At 70.6% G+C, this 20,676-nt stretch carries 17 protein-coding genes; 12 read left to right on the top strand and 5 right to left on the bottom strand.

The annotated features are described in order from the left end of the window. Positions 1-433: 433 nt before the first annotated feature. Entirely contained in the window at positions 434-1,024 is a 591-nt protein-coding gene (locus OEIGOIKO_RS41015; RefSeq protein ID WP_125058332.1) for a lytic polysaccharide monooxygenase auxiliary activity family 9 protein, read from the bottom strand. 764 nt (positions 1,025-1,788) lie between these two features. On the opposite strand from OEIGOIKO_RS41015, the gene OEIGOIKO_RS41010 reads away from it, so the two are divergent. The 10 genes from OEIGOIKO_RS41010 to OEIGOIKO_RS40965 all read left to right on the top strand — a co-directional run bounded on the left by OEIGOIKO_RS41010 (position 1,789) and on the right by OEIGOIKO_RS40965 (position 13,552). Then, positions 1,789-2,316: a YcxB family protein gene (locus tag OEIGOIKO_RS41010; protein ID WP_170251998.1), complete on the top strand. Its 528-nt coding sequence runs from the start codon at positions 1,789-1,791 to the stop codon at positions 2,314-2,316. A 597-nt stretch (positions 2,317-2,913) separates the two neighbouring features. Then, positions 2,914-3,927, top strand: coding sequence for a DMT family transporter (locus OEIGOIKO_RS41005; RefSeq protein WP_125058330.1), 1,014 nt, complete (start codon positions 2,914-2,916; stop codon positions 3,925-3,927). A gap of 362 nt (positions 3,928-4,289) precedes the next feature. After that, positions 4,290-5,234 carry an iron-containing redox enzyme family protein gene (locus tag OEIGOIKO_RS41000; RefSeq protein WP_125058329.1) on the top strand — a complete coding sequence of 315 codons (945 nt, stop codon included), beginning with the start codon at positions 4,290-4,292 and terminating at the stop codon, positions 5,232-5,234. 18 nt (positions 5,235-5,252) lie between these two features. Continuing rightward, the gene (locus OEIGOIKO_RS40995) at positions 5,253-5,954 is read left to right on the top strand and encodes a 2OG-Fe dioxygenase family protein (RefSeq protein WP_125058328.1); all 702 of its coding nucleotides are present in this window, start codon (positions 5,253-5,255) and stop codon (positions 5,952-5,954) included. Between the two features lie 20 nt (positions 5,955-5,974). Then, a complete protein-coding gene (gene dapF / locus OEIGOIKO_RS40990) occupies positions 5,975-6,901 on the top strand; it encodes a diaminopimelate epimerase (protein ID WP_125058327.1) in 927 nt (308 codons plus the stop codon). Continuing rightward, positions 6,898-8,985, top strand: a complete 2,088-nt coding sequence (locus OEIGOIKO_RS40985) for a molybdopterin-containing oxidoreductase family protein (RefSeq protein ID WP_125058326.1) — start codon at positions 6,898-6,900, stop codon at positions 8,983-8,985. Before dapF ends, OEIGOIKO_RS40985 begins: the two co-directional genes overlap by 4 nt. Then, positions 8,982-9,971, top strand: a complete 990-nt coding sequence (locus OEIGOIKO_RS40980) for an aldo/keto reductase family protein (RefSeq protein WP_125058325.1) — start codon at positions 8,982-8,984, stop codon at positions 9,969-9,971. The genes OEIGOIKO_RS40985 and OEIGOIKO_RS40980 overlap by 4 nt, the downstream gene beginning before the upstream one ends. Positions 9,972-10,026: 55 nt before the next feature. Beyond that, entirely contained in the window at positions 10,027-11,154 is a 1,128-nt protein-coding gene (locus OEIGOIKO_RS40975; protein ID WP_125058324.1) for an aminotransferase class I/II-fold pyridoxal phosphate-dependent enzyme, read from the top strand. Further along, entirely contained in the window at positions 11,151-12,083 is a 933-nt protein-coding gene (locus OEIGOIKO_RS40970; protein WP_125058323.1) for an ornithine cyclodeaminase family protein, read from the top strand. Before OEIGOIKO_RS40975 ends, OEIGOIKO_RS40970 begins: the two co-directional genes overlap by 4 nt. Before the next feature lie 320 nt (positions 12,084-12,403). Continuing rightward, the gene (locus OEIGOIKO_RS40965; RefSeq protein WP_125058322.1) at positions 12,404-13,552 is read left to right on the top strand and encodes a Glu/Leu/Phe/Val family dehydrogenase; all 1,149 of its coding nucleotides are present in this window, start codon (positions 12,404-12,406) and stop codon (positions 13,550-13,552) included. Between the two features lie 69 nt (positions 13,553-13,621). Here the strand turns inward: OEIGOIKO_RS40965 and OEIGOIKO_RS40960 are convergent, their stop codons facing one another. From OEIGOIKO_RS40960 to OEIGOIKO_RS40950, 3 genes are all read right to left on the bottom strand, one after another. Beyond that, complete coding sequence (locus tag OEIGOIKO_RS40960; protein WP_125058321.1) at positions 13,622-14,590, bottom strand: NAD(P)-dependent alcohol dehydrogenase; 969 nt, start codon at positions 14,588-14,590, stop codon at positions 13,622-13,624. 229 nt (positions 14,591-14,819) lie between these two features. Next, the gene (locus OEIGOIKO_RS40955) at positions 14,820-16,439 is read right to left on the bottom strand and encodes a sensor histidine kinase (RefSeq protein ID WP_125058320.1); all 1,620 of its coding nucleotides are present in this window, start codon (positions 16,437-16,439) and stop codon (positions 14,820-14,822) included. Then, positions 16,432-17,124 carry a response regulator transcription factor gene (locus OEIGOIKO_RS40950; protein WP_125058319.1) on the bottom strand — a complete coding sequence of 231 codons (693 nt, stop codon included), beginning with the start codon at positions 17,122-17,124 and terminating at the stop codon, positions 16,432-16,434. The genes OEIGOIKO_RS40955 and OEIGOIKO_RS40950 overlap by 8 nt, the downstream gene beginning before the upstream one ends. A 402-nt stretch (positions 17,125-17,526) precedes the next feature. Between OEIGOIKO_RS40950 and OEIGOIKO_RS40945 the strand changes: the two genes are divergently transcribed. Continuing rightward, a complete protein-coding gene (locus tag OEIGOIKO_RS40945; RefSeq protein ID WP_125059621.1) occupies positions 17,527-18,807 on the top strand; it encodes a glycosyltransferase family 4 protein in 1,281 nt (426 codons plus the stop codon). 88 nt (positions 18,808-18,895) lie between these two features. Here the strand turns inward: OEIGOIKO_RS40945 and OEIGOIKO_RS40940 are convergent, their stop codons facing one another. After that, a complete protein-coding gene (locus tag OEIGOIKO_RS40940; RefSeq protein ID WP_125058318.1) occupies positions 18,896-19,804 on the bottom strand; it encodes a LysR family transcriptional regulator in 909 nt (302 codons plus the stop codon). Positions 19,805-19,887: 83 nt separating this feature from the next. On the opposite strand from OEIGOIKO_RS40940, the gene OEIGOIKO_RS40935 reads away from it, so the two are divergent. Further along, positions 19,888-20,613, top strand: coding sequence for an SDR family oxidoreductase (locus OEIGOIKO_RS40935; protein WP_125058317.1), 726 nt, complete (start codon positions 19,888-19,890; stop codon positions 20,611-20,613). The last annotated feature ends 63 nt before the right edge of the window (positions 20,614-20,676 follow it).

The following is a 20,676-nucleotide window of genomic DNA, read 5'->3' as shown; positions in this document are numbered from 1 at the left end:
GTGGGGCACGCCAGCGGTACGGGCGGCGCCGGGCAGGCGGTAGGGCCAGAGCGCGTCAGGACCTCGGGGGCCGTGGGCCGTTCGGTGAGCTGGAGGGGTGCCCCGCTCTCCCCTCGCCCGTCACCCGGGTCGGTCGAGGGCGGTCTGCCCCACGCCGAGGCGCGGATGGAGACCGCCCTTCAGTGGTTGTGCCAGGGATTTCGTTTCGGACGTGGCGAGGGTTCGCGTTCCGCCGGCCGGGGCGTACCGGCCGCCTTGCGAGGGCGGCGCTGAACAGCCGCCGCGACGGGCCAGCTGCCCGTGATCAAACGGCCGGCCCGCGGGTCGGCAGCCGGTCCGGGGGCCAGGTCCCGGCGTTCGTCCACCGGGCCGGGGAGGGCCCGGAGGCGGTGGCCATGTGCGCGCCCCGAACCGGGCCCGAACCGGGGACGGGTCAGAAGCGCACGTCGGAGCAGGCGTAGAAGGCGTTGCCGGTGTCGGCGATGGTCCAGACGCCGAGAATGAGGTGCCGTCCGGTCTTCTGGGGCAGGACGCCGGCGTGGGTGACCGTGGAGCCGGGCAGACGGCCGCCGAACGGAACCGTGAGGAACGGCTGCGGGTCCAGGTCAGCCCTGGTCAGAGGCTTGGTGGGGTCCCAGCCGTCCTTGGTGATGTAGTAGCGGAAGTCGGTGGTGGCGTGGCGGGCGGTGATCCGCCAGGTGAAGTTGTGGCTCTGGCCCGCGGTCAGCTTGGTGGCCGGCCAGTTCCCGCCTCGCGGGTCGTCCAGTTCGGAGAAACGCCCGATGCCGCCCGCGCAGATGCGCCCGTCGGCGGGCCCGCGCGCGGGGAAACCCTTGGGCCCCTCCACGCTCGGCGGCTCCCACTGGATCTGCCCGCAGTTTCGGACGGTGCCGTTGCCGCACAGCTGCTGGCGGCTGACGGGCGAGTCGGTGTAGCCGTGGCCCTGAGCGACGCCACTGGTGGCGAACAGGGCCGTTCCGGCGAGGCCGAGGCCGAGGAGTAACGAGGTGAGCTTTCTGCGCATGGCGTGCTCCCGTGGTCCGGAGGTGCGGAGGGACGGACGCGTACCTCGGGTCTCCTGCCAGGGCGAACGGTGAGGACGAGGGGGCAGTACGGAAACAACCGGAAGGCACACGTCCAATGCGGTCTAGACCAAGTTTGAGACTAGCCCTGCGGCTTGAACATGTCCATATCAATGGCGGCTGTCGCGGCACCGTCCGCAGCACCCGCTCGTGACCTGCCGTTCCGGGCTGCGCGCAGGTGGACGGAAACAGCCCGCAGCGCGTAGCCCGGCGCCCAGTTCCAAGCTCCCGCACCCATGAGCGCCCTGGCGGAGACGGAGCGCCGTCTCGGAGGCAGCCTGCCCGCCGAGCTGACCGGTCTGCTCCGTGAGAGCGAAGGCGTCTCAGGACCGTACGGGGTCGATGTCGTGTGGCCCCTGCGGCAGATCGTCGACCGGAACCTGCTTCCGGTCGGACCGGACGTTCGCCGAGCTGTACATGCCCTTCGACGCCCTGCTGTTCTTCGGAGACAACGGTGGAGGCGATCAGTTCGCCTTCGCCCGTACACCCCGGCAGCCCGACATCTTCGTATGGGAGCAGGAAGACGCGGGCCGGTGACCACCTGCGCCAGGTGCGGATGCGGACGACCGCTGGTAGCCGCCCGGCGCAGCCGGACTCCGATATTCCCTGCGAGGTCGATCCGCGGCTTGACCGACTGCCCTGGAAAAACCCGGCCAAGCCGGACCGGTACGCTTTCACCCGAACTATTCGCCATGTAAGGGGACGCGTGAGCGCGGAACAGCAGACCGGGACGCGAGTCGAGATGGCGTACCGGGCGATGATCGAGGACTTCCGCGAGGCGCTGCGGGCCCGCATGCGGGTCGCACCGGCCGGGCGCCGGATGCGGTGGCTGATGATCGTGACCGCTGTGTCGCTGCTGGCCTTCGCGGTTGCGTCCTGGCTGGTGAAGGGAACGGCCGAGGTGCCGATCCTGGTCACGCCGACGGCCATCCTGCTGGTGATGCTCTTCGTCCCGCGCATGCAGGCCCGCCAGTTCTACCGGCTTGCGGACGCCGGCGGCGCGTGCCGCACGGTGGTGGACGACAGCGGCATCACCGTCACCAACCAGCAGCAGACCAGCGCCCTCACCTGGCAGGCCATGGCCCGGTACACCGAAACGCCGCGCGTTTTCGTCCTGTTCAGCAGCGACAAGAACGCCTCGTGCCTGACGATCCTGCCCAAGCGCGGGGCATCCGGTCCCGAAGACGTCGACCGGTTGCGCGCCCTGTTCGACCAGTACCTGAAGCGTGTCTGAACTGGCGCGCCCGGTGGTCAGGCTTGGGGTTGTCGCCGAAGCCGTCGTACTTCGGCCAGTCGGTGGCCTGCAACGTCCCGTCCGCCTTCAGTTCCAGTTCGCCGAAGGGCGAGCCGGTGTACCGACCGACCAGGCCCTGCTCGGTCAGCCCCTTCGGCCAGGCTCCCTCGGGACCGCAAACGAACGCCCACGCACAGCACAAAGTCCGGTACTGCGAAGGCCAGAGGGCTGCGTCCGCCGCTCTGTCGACGGGTCACCACCCCGGGGCCGGCAGACACGGCAGCCGAGGCGGTACGGGCACCGGGCAGCACGGCCATGCCCTCATTCGCGACCGAGTGGATCCCGACCCGGCGCTGCCTGCCGGGCCCCACGCGGTCACGGCCACGGCCCGCGACCGGACCGACCGGATCCGGCCGGATACAGCGCACCCCGGGACGCCTGCGCCCCCGGCGAGTAGGGTGCCCGGCATGTACCTGCTGAGGCCTCCGCCACCCGCCGCTTGAGGCGGGCAGTCACGTAGCCGCTCCGGGTGGCCGGGGTGGCTGCGCGGGTTGCCCACGAAGACTTCGTGCCGGCAATCTACCGAGGAGACCTCTTTTGCAGTCCTCTTCCGCCCTGCCCGTGTGGCGGGGCATCCTCTACGTCGCGATCGCGGCCACGGCCTGGGGCACCGGCGGTGCCGTGGCGGTCGCCATGTACGACGCCGGCGGGATCGGACCCGTCGCCGTTTCCTTCTGGCGGTTCCTGGCCGGGCTGGGACTGCTCCTGGCGGTCCATTGCGTCTGGCGGGTCTGGCGGCCCGGGAGTGTGGTCTCGCTGCGCAAGATGTACGCGGCGGACCCCCGGCGAGCCCTGATCACGGGCTTCGGGATGGCGGTGGCCCAGGCCGCCTACTTCGCCTCCGTGCAGCAGGCCGGTCTGGCCGTGGGCACCGTGGCGACCCTGGGCTCGGGCCCGGTGCTGGTGGCCGTCGGTGCCCGGCTGATCCTGGGTGAGCGCACCGGTGTCGCCGGAACCGCCGCGGTGGTGAGCGGTGTCGGGGGGCTCGCCCTGCTGATGGGGGGAGCCGACGGGAGCACCGGTCCCGATCCGCTCCTGGGCATCGGGTACGCCCTGCTCTCGGCCGCCGGCTACGCGGGCGTGACCCTGCTGGGCCGCTTCTTCGGACGGAACAGTGCCGGTGGCGCGTTCGAGTCCACGGTGCCCGGCGTCACCGTGGGGATGATCTGCCTCCTGCCGATGGCCGCGTGGGAGGGCCTGGTGCCCGACATGGGCCGTCCGGCGTGGACCATCGGTCTGATCCTCTACCTGGGGGCGGTGCCGACGGCGCTGGCGTACATCCTGCTCTTCATCGGTCTGCGGGTGGTCCGGGCGACCACGGCCTCCGTGATCGCCCTGGTCGATCCGCTCACCGCGGCGGCCATCGGCGTCCTGGTCTTCGGCGAACGGCTGAATGCGATCGTCCTGACCGGTACGGCCCTGCTGCTCTTCGCCGTGCTCTTCCTCGCCGCCCGCGAGGGGGCCGGGCAGCCGCGCGCCGGCAGGAGTGCCGAGCCGGCACGGGGCCAGGAAAGGCAGGCTTCCCGTCCGTCCGCACGCACCGAAGAATGATCTCTCGGGCGCGGTGATACGCGCGGGCAGTGGGCCGCTGCGGCCCATTGCCCGCTGTTTTTTCGCCAGGCGCACGGACCGGTATTGCGTCACGCCAATTCGGCGTGTTCACATCTCCCTACAAGGCCCGTCAAGCCCTGTCTTCACGCCAACCTGCCGATGAGATATAGCTCCTGAGGCAGGAGAGCATTAGTGTTCAACAGGTGGCCATGCCATCTGCATGGGACGCCGCCATATGGCAGGAGACGGGTATGAACACCCAACCCCACTTACTGGATCAGAAGTCAGCCGTAGACGCATATCCGGTGGTAGAGGAAGTATCCTCGCTGCTGAAACGTCCGGCGGAAGACCTTGACGCCTCGGTGCCCATCGCTGAACGGGCGGCGTTACGGGCCGCCGTCAGTGATCTCAACGCACGGTCGGCAGCCGGTGACCCGGCGGCTTTTTACGGCCAGCAACTGCTGCTCTCCCGTATCTACGGGCTCTCCACCCAGCTCCCCGAGGGGCCCACCGCCGAGGGCTCCACGCTCGTCCACGAGATCCTGCGCCTGCTGGAGCTGGCCACCGCGGCCGCCGAGGACGCCTCGGTGGAGCCGGGCGTGCTCGACGCGGCACCCACCGAACCGACCGCGTACCTGTCCTGGCTGAAGAAACTCGCCCGTGAACACCGGGTGTACAAGCACCCGTACTACCGGGATTTCATCCGCAATCAGGCCACGGTCGAAGATCTGCAGCATTACGTGATCCAGGAATCGGTCGTCGACGGCCGATTCGACGATCTTCTCGCCATGATGCAGGTCGGCACCAGCGACGGCGCGAAGATGGAGATCGCCGAAAACTTCTGGGACGAGATGGGGAACGGCGACCCTTCGCAGGTGCACACCCATCTCTTCAATCAGATCTTCCAGGTCTTCGACATCTCGGCCCAGGACCTGGAACGGTCGCTCACCGCCAATGCCCTGCTGTCGGGAAACCTCGCGGTGCTCCTGTGCAGGTACCGGTACCTGTACCCGGAAGCCGTCGGATTCCTCGGAATGACCGAATGGCTGGCACCCGAACGCTTCGTCCACGTCGTGCACGCCTGGGAACGGCTCGGGCTGCCCGATGTCGGCATCGTGTACCACAAGCTGCACATCACCATCGACTCCCGGCACGCCGCCGGCTGGTTCCACAACGTGGTCGTCCCCGCAGCCACCTCCGAGCGCATGCGGCGGGCGATCGCCCGGGGAACCCTGTGGCGGCTCAACTCCTCCGCCCGCTACCTCGACGAGCGCATGCCCGATCTCGCCACCCTCCGACCGGTCTGACAGGAAGGGCACAGAGCCATGGCAATCGGCCCTCAGGCATTCTCGATCATCGACTTGCCTCCGGTGGCACCGGAGACGCTGGACAGCTACGACAACCTCCCGGTCGACCCGTTCATGGGCAACGGCACGCGCTACAAACGGTTCACGCAGTACAAGCTGTCGCCGGAGACCGGCAGCGACCAGGGCTGGGTCTACGAGAAGCTGCCCCAGCGCGACTACATCATCTCCAAGAGGTACAACAACGTGGCCGGCGGCATCCGTCGCCCCTACGAGCCGATCGAGGTCGACTTCACCCCGCTGGTCACCGTCGGCGCGGACGCGATCGGCCTGGACCGCAGCCATGACTGGCAGATCAACATCCACCAGAACCGCAGCAGGGCCGAGAGCGAGAACGCCGCGCCGATCACCCCGGAGGGCGTGCACAGCGACGGACACGAGTACATCATGATCGCCGTGCTGCGGCGGCACAACGTCGCCGGCGGCGAGACCCGCCTGTGGCTGCCGGACACCGACAAGCCGGCCTGGACGGGCACCCTGGCGGCGGGACAGGCCGTCCTGCTGGACGACAAGGCGATCAAGCACGAAGCCACCGACGTCACCTCCGCCGACGGCGGCTCCGGCCACCGGGACATCATCATCGTCGCCTACTCCACCTGGGAAAAGGGCTGGTACGGCGAGGAGTACGAAGCGGCGGCCCTCTCCAACCGCCCGCTGAACTGACCGGCTGCGGCGGCCGGCTCATGGGCGACTTCGTGAAGTACCAGGCGCTCGGCAACGACTACCTGATCGTCGACCCCCGAGGCGGAAGTACGGCCTTGGGCACGGAGCCCGCCCCCGGGGCCGTCCGGCTGCTCTGCGACCGGCACCTCGGAGCCGGCGCCGACGGCCTGCTCTTCGGGCCGCTGGACGCGCCCCGGCCCGGCGTCGCCGCAGCTCTGCGCATCTTCAACGCGGACGGCAGCGAGTGCGGGATGAGCGGCAACGGGCTGCGCATGTTCGCGCTGTACCTCGGCGAGCACTACGTGCGGGAGTGGCGTACGGGGACGCCGTTCACCGTACGCACGCCCGGCGGCGAAGCGGAGGTCCGGATCACGGACATCACCGACGGGCGGGTGTGCGTGGACATGGGCCTGGCGCGCTTCGCCGCCGGTGGGGGCACGGACGGCGGTGGCGCGGCGACCACCGTCGTCCCGCTGGCAGGAGCCGGACCGGACGCCGAGGTCACCGTCACCGACCTGCATCTCGGTGTCCCCCACACCGTCGTCCTCAGCGACACGATCGACGGTGAGCTGGTGCGGCGCCTGGGCCCCGCCCTGGCCTGGCATCCCCGCCACCCCGAGGGCACCAACGTGGAGTTCGTACGGGTCCACGACGACCGCACGCTGGACGTCGCGGTCTGGGAGCGGGCCGCCGGCGCCGTACCCGCGTCGGGCAGCGGTGCGTGCGCCGCGGCGGCCGTGGCCCGCGCTCGTGGCCTCGTCGGCTCCGATGTGACGGTCCGTATGCCCGGTGGCGAGGTGGAGGTGAGTGTGGCCGGGGACGGCCGGATCAGCTCCGCCGGCACGGCACGGGAGGTGATGACCGGAGTGCTCTCGCGGTCGCTGCTCAAGGAGCTGGCCCAGTGGGGACCGACGTCCGACGAGCCGTCAGGAAGGAGGGGCACATGAACGACACGCAGGTCGTCGGAGCATGCCCGCTGGACTGCGCGGACGCCTGCAGCTGGCAGGTGACGGTCCGCGACGGCGAAGCCGTCGCGCTGCGCGGCACTCCGGACCACCCCTACACCCGGGGCACCCTGTGTGTGAAGGTCAACCAGTTCCTGGAGCACACCCGCGCCCCTGACCGGCTGCTCCACCCCCTGCGGCGCGTCGGCCGCAAGGGAGAGGGCCGGTTCGAGCGCATCGACTGGGACAGCGCCCTCGACGAGATCGCCCGGCGGCTGACGCAGACGATCGACCGCCACGGCGGCGAGGCGATCTGGCCGTACCAGGGCACCGGCACGCTCGGTTTCCTCCAGGGGCTCCAGGGGCGCGCCGGCAGCCGGCTGTGGAACGTCCTGGGCGCCTCGCGCCACGACATGACGATCTGTTCCATCGCCGGGCTGGTCGGACTCCGGTACACCCTCGGCGTCAGTACGGGGATCGACCCGGAGAGCCTGGAGTACTCCCGGCTGATCCTGCTGTGGGGGAGCAATCCCCTCACCAGCCGCCACCATCTGTGGAAGGTGATCCAACGCGCCCGCAAGAACGGCGCACACGTCGTCGTCATCGATCCGGTCCGCAGCCGTTCGGCGGCCCAGGCCGACGAACACATCGCGCCCCTCCCGGGCTCGGACGCCGCGCTCGTCCTGGGCCTGCTGCACGTCGTGCTCCAAGAGGGCGCCGAGGACCGGGAGTTCCTGGCCGCCCGAACCGTGGGGTGGGAGGAGTTCCGGCAGCGGGTACTGGCGTTCGATCCCGTACGCACGGCGCGGGAGACGGGGGTGACCGAGGAGGAGATCGTCCGGCTCGGCCGGCGCATCGCCCGCAGCAGGCCCACCGCCGTGGGGGTGTCGCAGGGTATCCAGCGCCATGCCGGCGGCGGCGCCGCGCTGCGGACCCTCGCCTGCCTGCCCGCCGTCACCGGGGACTGGCAGCGTCCCGGTGGCGGACTGCTCTATTCGACCGACGGCTACTTCGGTGCGAACCGCGAAGCGCTCTACCGGGACGACCTGCTGCGCGCTCCAGTGCGCACCTTGTCCATGACGCGGCTGGCCGAAGGGCTGCTGGAGGTGGACGATCCGCCCGTCGAAGCACTGGTCGTCTACGGCGCCAACCCGCTGGCCAGTTCCCCCGACCAGAACCGGATCCGCCGCGGCCTCGCCCGCGACGACCTCTTCACCGTGGTCATGGACCACTTCCAGACCGACACCGCCGACTACGCCGACATCCTGCTGCCCGCCACCATGCAGACCGAGCACCTGGACGTGCACGACGGTTACGGCCATCTGTACGTCAACTGGAACGAGCCGGCGGTCGCTCCGCCAGGCGAGTGCCTGTCCACCACCGAGACCTTCCGGCGCCTGGCCCGGGCCATGGGACTGACGGAACCGGCGCTCTACGCCGGCGACGAAGAGCTGGCGAGCGAACTCCTCGACTCCTCGCACCCGTCGTTGGCCGGTGTCACCGTGGACACGCTGCGCGCCAAGGGGTGGGCCCGGCTCGCGTACCCGGACGGGTTCGTGCCCTTCGCGAACGGTTTCCCCACCCCTTCGGGGAAGCTGGAGTTCGTCTCGGAGACCGCCCGGGCGGACGGCCACGACGCCGTGGCCGGATACGTTCCGGCGAGCGAGGCCGACGACGCCGAACGGGCGCGGTCCTTGCCGTTGGTTCTCCTCTCCGTCGCCAACCACTTCTTCCTGAACACCGTCTTCGGGAACAAACCCGAACTGCGCCGCCGGGCCGGACCCCCACGCGTGGTACTGCACCCGAAGGACGCCGCGGCGCACGGCATCGCCGACGGCGACCGCGTCCGGATCAGCAACGAACGGGGCGCTTTCGAAGCCCTGGCCAGGATCGACGACGTGGTGCGCCCGGGCGTCGCGATGACGACGAAGGGCCACTGGCTCAAGTTCACCGGCGGCTCCGGCCCCAACGCGACCGTCGACGAGCGGGACGCGGACATGGGGGGCGGGGCGGTCTTCCACGACAACCGCGTACGGATCACGCCCCTTGCCCGGTGCGAGGACGACAGCAGTGAGGACGGCGGATGAAGTTCCGACGACTGGGCCGCAGCGGGCTCCAGGTCAGTGAGATCGCCTACGGCAACTGGGTCACCCACGGTGCCCAGATCGACGACGGCCGGGCCGCGGAGTGCGTGCACGCGGCCCTGGACGCCGGCATCACCACCTTCGACACGGCCGACATGTACGCGGGCACGGCCGCCGAGGCCGTGCTCGGCAAGGCGCTGCGGGGTCAGCGCCGCGAATCCCTGGTGATCTCGACCAAGGTGTTCTTCCCGACCGGCCCCGGACCGAACGACGGCGGCCTGTCCCGCAAGCATCTCACCGAGGCCGTCCATGGCTCGCTGACCAGGCTCGGGACCGACTACATCGACCTGTACCAGGCACACCGCTTCGACGAGCGCACTCCGCTGGAGGAGACGCTCAAGACGTTCGACGACCTCGTGCGGCAGGGCAAGGTCCTCTACATCGGCGTCTCGGAGTGGACCGCCGACCAGATCGCCCGGGCCGTGAAGCTCGCCCGCGACCTCGGCCTGGAACGGTTCGTCTCCAACCAGCCCCAGTACTCGATGCTCTGGCGTGTCATCGAACCGGAGATCGTGCCCCTGTGCGAACGGGAAGAGCTCAGCCAGATCGTCTGGTCGCCGCTCGCCCAGGGGGTGCTCACCGGCAAGTACCTGCCCGGGCAACCGCCGCCCGCCGGATCACGCGCCACGGACGAGGCGGGTGCCCGCTGGGTGCAGACCTTCCTGCGCGACGAGGTGCTGGAGCGGGTGCAGCAGCTGGTCCCCATCGCCCGGGAGCTGGACCTGACCCTGGCCCAGCTCGCCGTCGCCTGGACGCTCCAGAACCCGAACGTCGCCGCCGCCATCGTCGGCGCTTCCCGGCCGGAGCAGGTCCGGGACAGCGCCAAGGCGGCGGGCGTCCGCATCGACCCGGCGGTGCTGCGGCGCATCGACACCGTCCTCGGCCCGGTCGTCGAACGCGATCCCGCCAAGGTGGACAGCGCCGCATAGCACCGGTCCTGTCCGCCCCGCCCGCCTCCATGCCGCCGAGTACCTGGGGAGATCCATGACGTTCATCCCGTTCGAACTGCTTGAGTGGTTGCACAAGCGGGGAGCCACCGCCACCTACAGCCTCGCCGACAGCGGCTGCCGGCCGATCCGGATGCGCGAACTGGTCGACAGCGAAGAGGCGTTGAGCCGGCTCCTCGACAGCGAGCTGAGCTACCCGCCGACGTGTGGGACGGACCGCCTGCGCGCGCAGATCGCCCATTGGCACGCCGGAAGCACCGATCACGCGTCGGAGGTCGTCGTCACCGCCGGGGCGGCCGAGGCCAACACGGTCGCTGTCGACACCCTCGTCCGTCCCGGGGATCACGTGGTGACGATGTCCCCCGGTTACCGTCAGATCTGGGGTGCGGCCCAGAACCGGGGCGCCGACGTCGACGACGTTCCCCTGGACCCCGAGCGCGGCTGGCGGCCCGACACCGACGCCCTGGCCCGCGCCGTCCGCCCGGACACCCGGGCCATCGTGCTGACGACCCCCAACAACCCGGCGGGCACCGTCCTGACCGAAGAGGAGATACAGGCGATCGTCTCCGTCGCCGAGCGGGTCGGTGCCTGGATCCTCTCCGACGAGGTCCACCGCGGCACCGAACTCCACACCGACGAGCTCAGCCCCACCTTCTGGGGCCGCTACGACCGCGTCGTGTGCGTCGGCAGCCTCTCCAAGGCGTTCGGCATGCAGGGACTGCGCCTCGGCTGGCTGATCGCACCACCCGCGCTGGTCCCGGAACTGCGCCAACGGCACGAGTACGCCACCCTCTCCGCGGCCGGGACGGCAATGGCGCTGGCGGAACTGGCACTTGAGCCGGCCACCTGCGCCCGGCTGCTGGACCGCTACCGCGGCTTCCTGCGCGAGAGCTGGACCCAGATGCAGCAGTGGATCGCCTCCCACGACCACCTGCTCTCGGTCGTGCCGCCCCAGGCCACCTCCCTGGCGTTCGTCCGCTACCACCTGGACCTGCCCAGCACCGACGTCGCCGAGGCCCTGTACACCCGCGGCAAGGTGCTGGTCGGCGCCGGCGCCCACTTCGGAACCGAGCACCACCTGCGGTTCACCCACGGGCAGGAGCCGGCCCAGCTGGCGGCGGCGCTGGAGAAGACCTCGCACGTTCTGAAGGAACTTAGCTCGTGAACCCCGCGAAACTCTCCCTGATCGACGCCGAGGAACTGGCGCGCCGGCTGCCCATGGCACGGGCGATCGCCGCACTGGACGAGGCTCTGCGCGCCGGACTGGATCCCGAGGCGGACGTGCCGCGCAGCGTGCTCGACGTCCGGGCGGGCCAGCTCCTGCTGATGCCCGCCACGTCGTCCTCGTACGCCGGGGTGAAGATCGCCGCGGTCGCGCCCGACAACCCCGCCCGCGGTCTGCCGCGCATCGTCGCCTCCTACCTCCTCATGGACGCGGCCACGCTCTGCCCCGTCGCCATGATCGACGGCTCCGCCCTGACCCTGTTGCGGACGCCCGCGGTGTCCGCCGTGGCCGTGGACCACCTGGCGGCCGCGGACGCCGAGCGGCTCGTCGTCTTCGGAGCCGGACCGCAGGCCTGGGGCCATGTGGAGGCGGTCAGGGCCGTACGCCCCATCTCCTCGGTCGGAATCGTCGCGCGCCGTCCGGGGCAGGCCGCCGAACTGGTCGAGCGCTGCCGGTCGACCGGGCTGCCCGCGGAGGCCGTCCCGTCGCAGGCCGTGTCGACCGCCGACGTCATCGCCTGCTGTACGACGGCGCGGACGCCGCTGTTCCCCGCCGAGGCGGTCGCGGACCACGCGGTCGTCGTGGCGATGGGAGCACACGAACCGACGGCCCGCGAGGTGGACACCTCCCTCGTCGCCCGCGCCACCGTCGTCGTCGAGGCGCGCACCGCGGCACTGCGTGAGGCGGGCGACATCCTGATCCCCCTACGCGCGGGCGACGTCGACACCGGGGTGATCGCGGGCAACCTGTCCGAACTCGTACGCGGAGCCGTGGACGTCGCGCCAGGGCGGCCGAAGCTGTTCAAGGGCACGGGCATGGCGTGGCAGGACCTGGTGGTGGCCGCTGCCGCGGTCGACGGGGCTCCGTGAGCGCGCGGAGATGGCCGGGGCCCGACGGAGTGCGCGGGCGTGGGGCGGTGCGGTGTCGCCGCCGAGCGTGCGGGGCTGCGACGCGTCACCGCCCGGCGTGCGGACCTGGTACTGCTGTCCGCGCGGCCGCCCGGACACGTACGTCCTCGCCGTCGGCGTCGGCTGCCGCGTCCAGATCCTCAGCAGACCGACCGCACCGGCACACAAGCCGCACAGCTCATCGCCCGCGCACCACCTTCCGGCCGACGCCTCACCGGCCGCAGCCTCCCCCGACATCTCTCCTGAACATCTGCCGGCATCTCTGCTGACAAGGACCTTCCGTGACTGACGCACTTTCCCTTGTCGACGACTGGGGCCCCGAGAAGATCGTCGTCGTCTCCCACCGGCGCACCGGTATGAAAGGTGTCCTGGTCATCGACAACACCGCCCGGGGCATGGGCAAGGGCGGTACCCGGATGAGCCCCACCGTGACCGTCGGCGAAGTGGCCCGCCTGGCCCGCGTCATGACGTGGAAGTGGGCCGGCGTCGACCTCTTCTACGGCGGTGCCAAGGCCGGCATCGTCGCCGACCCCGCCTCCCGCGACAAGGAAGCGATCCTGCGCGCGTTCGCCCGTGCGCTGTCCAACGAGGTTCCCCGCGAGTACGTGATGGGCCTGGACATGGGCCTGACCGAGAGCGATGCCGCCTTCATCCAGGACGAACTCGGTGACCGCGGCGCCGCGGTCGGCACCCCCGGACATCTCGGCGGCGTCGCCTACGACAAACTCGGCGTCACCGGCTACGGCCTCGCCGAAGCCGCCGACGCCGCGGCCCAGCACCTGGGACAGCCCCTGGCCGGTTCCCGCGTCGCCGTCCAGGGCTTCGGCGCCGTCGGCAGCGCGGCCGCCCGGCGTCTCGCGGAACTCGGCGCCACCGTCGTAGCGGTCTCCACGGCGCACGGCGCCCTGCACGACCCGGCCGGCCTCGACGTCACGGAACTCCTGGCAGCCCGCGACGAGCACGGCGACCACTTCGTCACCCGCCACCACCGGGGCACCCGGCTGCCCTGCGGCAGCGAACTCACCGTGGACTGCGACATCCTCGTGCCCGCAGCGCTGCAGGACGTCATCCAGCGCCCCACCGCGCAGCACATCAAGGCACGGCTCGTCGTCGAAGGCGCGAACCTGCCCACCTCCCCCGAGGCCCAGGGCCTGCTCGCCGAACGCGGCATCACCGTGGTCCCCGACTTCGTCGCCAACGCCGGAGGCGTCGTCGCCGCCGCCTTCGCCATGGACTCCCGCTACTCCGGTTTCCGCCCCGACACCGCCACCATCTTCGAAACGATCTCGACCAGACTGCGGGCCAACACGGTCACCGTCCTCGACGAGGCCCGGCGACAGGGGACCACCCCGCACACGGCGGGCCGCAGCCTGGCGGAAGAACGCGTCCGTACCGCGATGCGGAGCAAGGGACGGATTCCTCCCGCTTGAGGAGCGCTGTCCTGCCGATGCCGATGTCTGGTCACCACGTGGTCCGGAATCGCCGGGGGCGGACGGCCGTCAGATGGTGACGACGAGCTTTCCCCGGGGGTGGCCCTGCCTCAGGTGGTGGAGGGCTGCGGGTGCCTCGGCGAGCGGGTAGGTGCGGTCGATGACCGGGGTGAGCTGGCCCTTCTCGGCGAGGTCCTTCAGGGTCAGGAGGTCCTCGCGGCGGGTGAGGGAGACGAGGTTGCGGAGGTTCTGGGTGGTGACGGGAGAGAGGAGGACGGCCCGGAGGCCACGGCTCATACCGCCGAGGAAGCCGCTGCCGCCTTCGCCGCCGACGATGACGAGAGCGCCGCGCGGGGTGAGAGCCCGGCGGAGCAAGGCGAGCGGCCGAAGACCCGCATTGTCGACGATGACGTCATAGCGGTGCGGGCTGTCGGTGATGTCCTCGCGCGTGTAGTCGATGACGTGGGCGGCGCCCAGGGACCGGACGAGGTCCGCGCCGGCGGGACCGCAGACGCCAGTGACCTCGGCGCCGTACATCGTGGCGAGCTGGACGGCGTACGTCCCCACGCCGCCGGACGCGCCGATGACGAGGACCCGCTGCCCGGGCCGGGGGCGGGACTTGCCGCTGAGAGCCTGAAGGGCGGTCATGCCGGAGACGGGGAGAGCGGCGGCCTGCTCGAACGTGAGGTTGGCGGGCTTGAGCACCACCCTGTCGGCCCTGGCACGCGCATACTCGGCGAAGGACCCCGCACAGTTGCCGAACACCTCGTCCCCCGGCTTCAACCCGGTCACCTTCGCCCCCACCGCTTCGACCCGCCCGGCCCCGTCCCAGCCACGGACGGGGTTCTTGGGCCTGCGAAGTCCCAGGGCGGCCCGGGCCACGTACGGCTTGCCCGTCATCAGGTGCCAGACTTCGGGCCCCACGCCGGCCGCGCGAACTCCGACGAGCACCTCGTCGTCGCGCGGTACAGGGCGGTCGATGTCCCGCAGGTCCAGGAGATCCTCCGACCCGTACGCGTCCTGAATGATCGCCTTCATAGCCATGGCCCCCTGCGGTTTGCCACACCGAACAGCCCGGGTTGTGCCGAGCTTCCCGTTTCCTCCGAGCATCCCGGCGGATCAGACATCTGACCAGATTCCTGAGTACGGTCTCGGGCCCGGGCGCGATGAGCTTTCCTACGGCGGATGTCCTGGCGGGCAACGCACTGGTGGCCCGGCGGGGCGCCCGCTCGCCGGCCCTCCAGGCGAAGCTGTTCGGCGGGGCCGACTAGCCGGTGTCGTGGGTGGCGGGCAGGTGGAGGGTGAAGGTGGTGCCGGGGTGGGGGTGGTGGGTGCGGGCGGTGAGGGTGCCGTGGTGGCGGTGGGCGATGTCGCGGGCGATGGCCAGGCCCAGGCCGCTGCCGCCGGTGTCACGGTCGCGGGCCTCGTCGAGGCGGGTGAAGCGTTCGAAGACCCGTTCCAGGTCTTCGGGGGCGAGTGGGGCGCCGTCGTTGTGTACGGAGATGTCCCATCCGTGTCCGCGCGGGGTGACGGTGAGCGTGACGCGGTCGGTGGCGTGCCGGTGGGCGTTGTCGAGGAGGTTGCGCAGGAGTCGGTGGAGTTGGAGGGCGTCTCCCTTTGCCGGGGCTTCCTCGGGGAAGGGGCCGAGGACGACCGGGTGGCCGCGGTGACTGTATTCGTGGGCGAGTTCGTGAGCGATTTCGACCAGGTCGACGATGTCTCCGGGCCCAGGGGTGTCGGGGCGGGCCAGGTAGAGGAGGTCGTCGGTGATGCGGCGGAGCCGGACGGTGGCTCGGAGAGCGTCCTGGACGGCGTCGGTGAGGTGTTCGGGGTGGGCGAGGGCGATTTCGAGTTGGGTGTGCAGGGCCGTAAGAGGTGAGCGGAGTTCGTGGGAGGCGTCGGCGACGAATCGGCGCTGCCGTTCGGCGGCCTCTTCGAGGTGGTTCAAGGTCGTGTTGGTGGTCTTCGCCAGAGCGCGGATCCGGTCACGGGCGACGGGGACGGGGACCCGCCGGTCCAGATCGGTGGTGTCGGTGATGTCCGCCACCTGCGCGCGAATGGCCTCGACGGGTCCGAGGGAGCGGCGTGTGGTGATCCAGGCGGTGGCCGCCACGATCAGGGCCGCGGCCGGGACGCCGGCCTTCAGGGGGCCGTCGAGGGTGGCGACAGCCGCGTCGGCGTCGTCGGGCGGGACCAGGTGGTAGACGGTGCGCCGGCATCTGCCGGGTGCGTCGGCCGGGTCGGTGCAGCGGTGGTCGGGGAGGGTGTAACGAGCGGCGACGGCGGTGAGGTCCCGGTGGAGCAGACGATCGATGCGCTGGCGGACCTGCTTCCGCACGGTCTCGGCAGCGGGGTCGTTCCCCTGGGGAAGGGCGGGCTCGATCTGGGCGGGCCACCTCCGCGCGAGGCGGCGGGTCCGCTCGGCGCTGAGGGTGACGGTACGGGACCAGGCGGAGCCGGCGTCGGGCGGAGCGGGCGGCAGCAGTTCGGCAAGGCCGTCCAGGGTCACGGCGATGCCGGCAGCAGGGTGCAGACGACCGCTGTCGTCGATCTCGATCTTGGGCCAGAAGCCCTGCTCGTAGATGTGGGTCCGGTCCGTGGTCGCCTCGGTCTCCGCGGTGGTGCGGGCCTGCACCGCGGCGAGCTGGGCGGTTTGCCTGAGGGTCTCGTCGTGGACGTGCCCGCGCAGCCACCACGCTCCGGCCGTGAAGACGATGCCGGCGGCGAGTCCCGCGAGGATCGCCGCCCGCGCTTCGGTCGGTACCCGGCGCAGCACCCCGATTCGGGGGCGGCGTGCATGTGCGGGAGGCTGGGGTGTCTCGTCGTTCGTCCGCCCCGGCCGGCCACCCCGTTCCGGGCCTCCCGGAGGGACGGTGCGCTCAACCATCGGCGCTCCCGGTGGGGGCGAGGCGGTAGCCGTAGCCGCGGACGGTTTCGATCGAACGCGTTCCGAAAGGGGCGTCGATCTTGCGGCGGAGAGCGGAGACGTACACCTCGACGATCGAGGCGTCACCGCGGAAGGCCGGGTCCCACACCTCGTCGAGGATTTCCCCCTTGGACAGCACCCGCCCCTCGGCTCGCATCAGCGCGACCAGCACGCCGAACTGTTTGCCGGTGAGGTGGACGGCCGTGGTGCCGCGCCCGGCCCGGCGGGTGGCCAGATCGGCCCACAGGTCCCCGTGGGACAGCACGGATGCTGTGCCGGCGCGGCCGCCGCGCCGCAGGAGGGCCCGCAGCCGGGAGAGGAGGACGACGTAGGAGAAGGGCTTGGTGAGGTAGTCGTCGGCGCCGGTGTCCAGTCCCTCGGCTTCGTCGTGCTCGCCGTCCTTCGCAGTCAGCATCAGTACCGGTGTGGTGACTCCGGCGGCCCGCAGGCGGCCGCACACCGCGTATCCATGGAGGCGGGGCAGCATCACGTCCAGGACGATGACGTCGTGATCCCCGGCCAGTGCCAGGGCCAGGCCGGTGACACCGTCGGTGGCGACGTCCACGGCGTACCCCTCGGCGGCCAGCCCCCGTCGGATGGCGGGGCCGACCTGAGGATCGTCCTCCACGAGCAGGATGCGGCGCATGCCTATAAGCCTGGCATACCGTTCGGCCTGGTTTCTTAAGGAAACTTCAGGGTCTCGGTGAACCGGACGCCGATGGACACCGGTGGACGCCCGTATCGGATCTTCAGGTTTTCTTCGGGTCGGTGTGCGCAGAATGCGGCCGTCCAGCCCAGCCTTTCCGGCGCCGCCCGGTCACTTCGCCGTGTCCTCGCGGTCCGGGGCTGATGCTTCCCGGCCGGGCACCGCTGCCTTCGAGAAGGAACATTCCCATGCCCTGCTCCCCCGTTTCCGCCGCTGCCTCGTCTTCCTGTTGTCCACTGCCGGAATGGGGCGCAGCCAGCCGTGGTGTTCGTCTCCGTGACGGCCGGATCGCTCTCCCCGGCCCGCGCTGAGCTCACGACGCTTCCTAAGGTTGAACAGCCCATGCACATTGTTTTTCTCCTTCACAACGCCTACGGCATCGGCGGCACGATCAGAGCCACGTACAACCTCGCTTCGGTTCTGGCCGAGCAGCACGACGTGGAAATCATCTCGGTTTTCCGGCATCGCGATGTTCCGGTCATGGGCGTGCCGGCGAAGGTGGCCCTGACCCCTCTTGTGGACCTGCGGTCCGCGTCTGCTGATTTCGAAGGCGATGATCCCCGGCATGCGGAGCCCGCGAAAATCTTTCCCCGCGCGGACGGACGGCACCGGCAGTACAGCCGTCTTACGGACGCACGGATCGGCCACTGTCTGTCGCGGCTGGAGGCCGACGTGATCGTCGGGACCAGACCTGGCCTCAACGCGCACATCGCCCGCCAGTCGGGTGCGGCCGGCATTCGCGTGGGGCAGGAGCACCTGACCTTCTCGGGGCACGGTTTCCGGCTGCGGCACGAGATACGCCATCGCTATCAGTTGCTGGATGCCGTCACCACCGTGTCCGAGTTCGATGCCCGATCGTACCGGCAGCTCCATTTGCCGGGGGTGCGGGTGGAGGCGATACCGAACAGCGTTCCCCGGCCGTCCGTCGCGCCCGCCGACGGCAGCGGCAAAGTCATCGTGGCAGCGGGGCGGCTGATTCCGCTCAAGCGGTACGACATTCTGGTCAAGGCGTTCGCCGAGGTGGCCGATAAACACCCGGACTGGCATCTTCGTATCTTCGGCGAAGGTGACACCACAGGTAATGAACGGGAGTCTCTGCTCGGGCTCGTCGATGAACTGGGGCTGGGTGAGCGTACGCATCTCATGGGCAAGGCCGATCCGCTCGAACCGGAATGGGTGAAGGGTTCGATCGCCGCCTCGGCTTCTGATCGTGAGTCGTTCGGTATGACCATTGCCGAGGCGATGCGGTGTGGTCTGCCCGTGGTCTCCACGGACTGCCCTGTCGGACCGCGTGAGATCGTCAAGGGCGGTGTCGACGGTTATCTGGTGCCGCCCGGCCGAGTGGACGGCATGGCCCAGGCGCTGCTGAAGCTCGTAGGCGACGACCAGCTGCGTCGAAGCATGGGCGAGGCGGCGCTGAAGAATTCTGCCCGCTTCGATCCCGCGCTGACAGCCGAACGGCACCAGGATCTTTATCAGGACTTGCTGCGGCGTGGCCCCGGGCGCCGTTCGATCGGTTTTCGACGGGATGCCGGCTTCCGGGTACGTACCCACGCCATCGGCACCGCGCTCGCCGTACGGTCCGCGACGCGTGCCGTGGTGAGCAAGTTCGGTGGCCCGTGAGCGCCTGCGCTTCCCTTCCGGGCAAGCAGGGCACGGTACGGCCCGGGAGGCGGTGGCCCTGGTGACGTCACCGGAGTCTCCGAGCGGGTCACCGGGCTTCTGGCGTGCTTCCGGGGCTTTCAGCCTGTGGCGCAGGCGGGGCGGTGTCGCGGAGCTTGGCCGCTGAACGGACGAGTGACGCGATCGCCGGTGAATGGCTGTTCGGCGGCCAGGCGAGCACCGTGGTGACGTTCGGCGCGTCGGTGACGGGCACCGCGACGTGATCGGGCCACTGCCAGGCACGGCTGGAGGCCGGGATGACGAGCAGCGTTCTTCCGAGCGCCACGAGCTGAGCGAGCTGTGACTGGGTGCGTACCTCCGGTCCGGGCCCGTCCGGGTAGGAGCCGTCGAGCCGGGGCCACCGGGCGATGGGCAGGTCCGGCACGTGGTGGACGTCCGCCAGCGTGAGGTGACGGCGTGCCGCGAGCGGATGTCCTGCGGGAAGGAGCGCGACCTGGCCTTCGACGCAGAGGGCTTCGGTGTCGAACCCGGCGAGGTCGTCGAACGGCTGGTGCATGAGTGCCACGTCGGCGCGTCCGTCGCGCAGCAGCCGTGCCTGTTCGCCGACCTCGCACAGGAGGATTTCGACCGGTGCCGTGCCGGGTTCGCTCGCCGGCGTGTGGAGGAGCCGTTGCAGCAGTTCGTGGGACGCCCCGGCTTTCGTCACGAGTACCAGCGGCCGTTTCGGATCTCCGGCGCGCCGCGTGCGGCGCGCGGCGGCCGTAACCGCGTCGAGGGCTCCTCGGGCCTCGCGGAGCAGCACCCGGCCGGCGTCGGTGAGCGTGGCTCCGCGTCGGTCCCGGTCGAGGAGTTGGACGCCGAGCCGCTGCTCCAGCCGGCGGATCGCACGGGAGAGCGGTGGCTGGGCGATCCCGAGGCGGTCGGTGGCGCGTCCGAAGTGCAGCTCCTCGGCGACCGCGACGAAGTAACGGAGCTCGCGGGTTTCGAGATCGTCCATGGGCGGAGCCTAGCGACTGATACCTGGCGGGTATCACGACGTACTGAATCTGTCTTGGACAACACGTGTGCGGTGCGCCGAGCATGGGCCGGGTGAACGACACGAAGACCGCGCTGGTCACCGGCGCGAACAAGGGAATCGGGTTCGCCATCGCGCAGGGCCTGGGGGCGATCGGCTTCACGGTCGCGGTGGGGGCTCGGGACGACGCCAGGCGCGAGGAGGCCGTCGGACGGCTGCGCGCCGGGGGCATGGACGCGTTCGGCGTCGCCCTCGACGTCACCTGTGACGACAGGTTCGCCGCAGCGGCGGCGGCCACCGAGCGGAAGGCGGGACGGCTCGACGTGCTCGTCAACAACGCGGGCATCGCCGGCCGGACCGACGGTGGCGCGCAGGATCCGACGACACTCGATCTGGACGTCGTCCGCACCGTACTGGATACGAACGTGTTCGGCGTCGTCCGGGTGACGAATGCGATGCTGCCGCTGCTCAGCCGCGCAGGCTCGCCGCGTATCGTCAACATGTCGAGCAACATGGGTTCGCTGACGCTGCGGACGGGCCCCGTCATGGCTGCGTACGCGCCGTCGAAGTCGATGCTCAACAGCGTCACGGCCCAGTACGCCCGCCGCCTCGCCGATACGCAGGTCATCGTGAACGCCGCCTGCCCCGGTTACGTCGCGACCGATTTCACCGGCTTCGACGCGCCGCGGACGCCCGAGCAGGGCGCCGCGATCGCCATCCGGCTCGCCACCCTGCCGGACGACGGGCCGCGCGGCGGCTTTTTCGACGATGAGGGCGTCATCCCCTGGTGATTGGGAGGTACGGGAAGGGGGATGGTGCGGGCCCGGGCCCTCCCCGGCGCCGTGCCTCCTGTC

It is taken from the genome of Streptomyces paromomycinus, from assembly GCF_003865155.1.
Taxonomy (GTDB): domain Bacteria; phylum Actinomycetota; class Actinomycetes; order Streptomycetales; family Streptomycetaceae; genus Streptomyces; species Streptomyces chrestomyceticus.
Note: the sequence above shows the minus strand (reverse complement) of the source record. Positions and strands in the feature narration are given on the sequence as shown.

Coding starts and splice junctions, on each gene's coding strand:
- OEIGOIKO_RS41015 (WP_125058332.1), bottom strand. CDS start 1,024: ATGCGCAGAAAGCTCACCTCGTTACTCCTCGGCCTCGGCCTCGCCGGA.
- OEIGOIKO_RS40995 (WP_125058328.1), top strand. CDS start 5,253: ATGGCAATCGGCCCTCAGGCATTCTCGATCATCGACTTGCCTCCGGTG.
- dapF (WP_125058327.1), top strand. CDS start 5,975: ATGGGCGACTTCGTGAAGTACCAGGCGCTCGGCAACGACTACCTGATC.
- OEIGOIKO_RS40985 (WP_125058326.1), top strand. CDS start 6,898: ATGAACGACACGCAGGTCGTCGGAGCATGCCCGCTGGACTGCGCGGAC.
- OEIGOIKO_RS40980 (WP_125058325.1), top strand. CDS start 8,982: ATGAAGTTCCGACGACTGGGCCGCAGCGGGCTCCAGGTCAGTGAGATC.
- OEIGOIKO_RS40975 (WP_125058324.1), top strand. CDS start 10,027: ATGACGTTCATCCCGTTCGAACTGCTTGAGTGGTTGCACAAGCGGGGA.
- OEIGOIKO_RS40960 (WP_125058321.1), bottom strand. CDS start 14,590: ATGAAGGCGATCATTCAGGACGCGTACGGGTCGGAGGATCTCCTGGAC.
- OEIGOIKO_RS40955 (WP_125058320.1), bottom strand. CDS start 16,439: ATGGTTGAGCGCACCGTCCCTCCGGGAGGCCCGGAACGGGGTGGCCGG.
- OEIGOIKO_RS40950 (WP_125058319.1), bottom strand. CDS start 17,124: ATGCGCCGCATCCTGCTCGTGGAGGACGATCCTCAGGTCGGCCCCGCC.
- OEIGOIKO_RS40945 (WP_125059621.1), top strand. CDS start 17,527: ATGCACATTGTTTTTCTCCTTCACAACGCCTACGGCATCGGCGGCACG.
- OEIGOIKO_RS40940 (WP_125058318.1), bottom strand. CDS start 19,804: ATGGACGATCTCGAAACCCGCGAGCTCCGTTACTTCGTCGCGGTCGCC.
- OEIGOIKO_RS40935 (WP_125058317.1), top strand. CDS start 19,888: ATGGGCCGGGTGAACGACACGAAGACCGCGCTGGTCACCGGCGCGAAC.